This window comes from Marinobacter sp. SS21, assembly GCF_028369065.1.
In the GTDB taxonomy this organism is placed as follows: Bacteria; Pseudomonadota; Gammaproteobacteria; order Pseudomonadales; family Oleiphilaceae; genus Marinobacter.
Window position 1 is genome coordinate 1 of record NZ_JAQNDA010000024.1, and the last position, 2,199, is coordinate 2,199.

Below are 2,199 nucleotides of genomic sequence, written 5' to 3' on the forward strand. Positions count from 1 at the left end.
AGGCTGGAAGCCGGGCTCTCGATCCGGCAAATCAGCGCCAGCACCAAGACCAGTGTCGGGGCCATCCAGAAGTTGCTGTCCCGGGCCGATGCCCTAAATCTTAACTGGCCCTTGCCCGAGGATCTGGACGATGGCCGCCTGGCGGCCCTGTTCTATCCCGGTGCCGATCCCACCACATCGACTCGCTACCAGGTGCCCGACTGGGCCACCGTGCATCAGGAACTCAAGCGTAAGGGGATGACCAAGCAGTTGTTATGGGAGGAGTACACGGCCCGGTATCCCAACCGCTGTTACAGCTACTCCCAATACTGCGACCGTTACCGGCACTGGCTGAAGCAGCAAAAGCGCTCCATGCGCCAGACCCACAAGGCCGGTGAGAAGTGCTTCGTGGATTACTGCGGCCCGACCGTGCCGATCATTAATCCGCAGACCGGTGAAGTGCGCACCGCTCAGGTGTTCGTGGCGGTGCTGGGTGCCTCCAACTACACCTATGCCGAAGCCACCTGGAGCCAGGGGCTGCGTGACTGGCTATCCAGTCACATGCGCACCTTCGAATACTTCGGCGGCATTCCGGAGATGGTCGTGCCGGACAACCTGCGCAGCGGGGTCAGCAAGGCCTGCCGGTATGATCCGGAGCTGAACCCCAGCTACCAGCAACTGGCCGAGCACTATCAGGTGGCCATCCTCCCGGCCAGGCCCTACAAGCCCAAGGACAAATCCAAGGCAGAAGTGGGCGTGCAGATCGTGGAGCGCTGGATCCTGGCCCGGTTGCGTCACCACACCTTCTTCACCCTCGCCGAAGCCAACCAGTGCATCCGGTCGTTGCTCGAAGAGTTGAACAGCCGCCCGTTCCGGCGGCTGCCGGGCAACCGGCAGACCGCCTTCGAGACACTGGATCGGCCAGCCCTGCGCCCCTTGCCGAAACAGCCCTATGAGTACGTCGAGATCCGACGTTGCCGGGTTAATATCGATTACCACATCGAGTTCGATCAGCACCATTACTCGGTGCCTCACCAGTACGTGGGCGAGCAGGTAGAAGTCCAGGCCAGCGATCATCTGGTGCAGGTTCACTTCCGGCAACGCCAGGTGGCGAGCCACCCACGGCGTCACAGGCCGGGTACCACCACCGAGGCCGGTCACATGCCTACCCGCCATCGCAAACAGCAGCAATGGACACCTGGCCGCCTCAAGCACTGGGCCCGGGACATCGGGCCAGACACCCTCGCCTGGGTCAGTGCGCGGCTGGATGAGCGGGAGCACCCGGAACAGGCTTACCGGGTCTGTCTCGGGTTACTCAACCTGACTCGGGAGTACCCCAGCCAACGCCTGAACGCCGGCTGCCGCATCGCCAATCGGGAAGGCCTGAACCGCCTGAAGCACATCAAGGCCATCCTCCGGAGCAACCGGGACAAGCTGCCGGAACCGCTGCCCCTGAACGCCGAACTCCCTCAGCACCACGAGAACATCCGTGGCCCGAAGAGCTTCCACTAGGACATCAACCATGAGCACGACACAGACCCTGGCACGACTGAAAGATCTGAAGCTGGGCGGCATGGCTGCCGCTCTGGAGCACCAGCAAAACCAGCCAGGCACCTATGACGAGTTGCCGTTCGCCGAACGCCTGGAGCTGTTGCTGGATCGGGAGTTCCAGACCCGGGAACACCGGAAACAGGATCGTCTGGTACGCCAGGCCCGCTTCAAGCTCCGGGCCTCGATCCAGGACATCGACTACCAGCACCCCCGCAACCTGAAAAAAGCTCAGGTGGCCCAACTGGCTCAGACCGACTGGCTGGAGCGTGGCCAGAATCTGTTGATCACCGGCCCCTGCGGCAGCGGTAAAACCTACCTCGGCTGTGCGCTGGGGCATCAGGCCTGCCTGAACGGACTCAGCACCCGGTATTACCGGGTCTCCCGGTTACTGCTGGAACTGACCCAGGCCAAGGCCGACGGCACCTACCAGAAGACGCTGAACCAGCTGGCCAAAGTGAAGTTGCTGATCCTGGATGACTGGGGGCTGGAAGCTCTGAAACCGGCACATCGGAACGACCTGATGGAGATTATGGATGACCGCCACGGCACCCACTCGACCATGATCATCAGCCAACTACCCACCGATCAATGGTACGCCGCCATCGGCGATAACACCCTGGCGGATGCCATCCTGGATCGGCTCATGCACAACGCCCATCGCTGGGCTCT

Annotated in this window: 2 protein-coding genes; both read left to right on the forward strand. The window is 62.3% G+C overall.

The features are described from left to right. Positions 1-1,491: IS21 family transposase (gene istA, locus N6L25_RS17625; RefSeq protein WP_271983143.1), on the forward strand; the 1,491-nt coding region annotated here is incomplete at its 5' end. Between the two features lie 10 nt (positions 1,492-1,501). After that, on the forward strand, positions 1,502-2,199 hold a 698-nt coding region (istB, locus tag N6L25_RS17630), incomplete at its 3' end, for an IS21-like element helper ATPase IstB (RefSeq protein ID WP_271983145.1).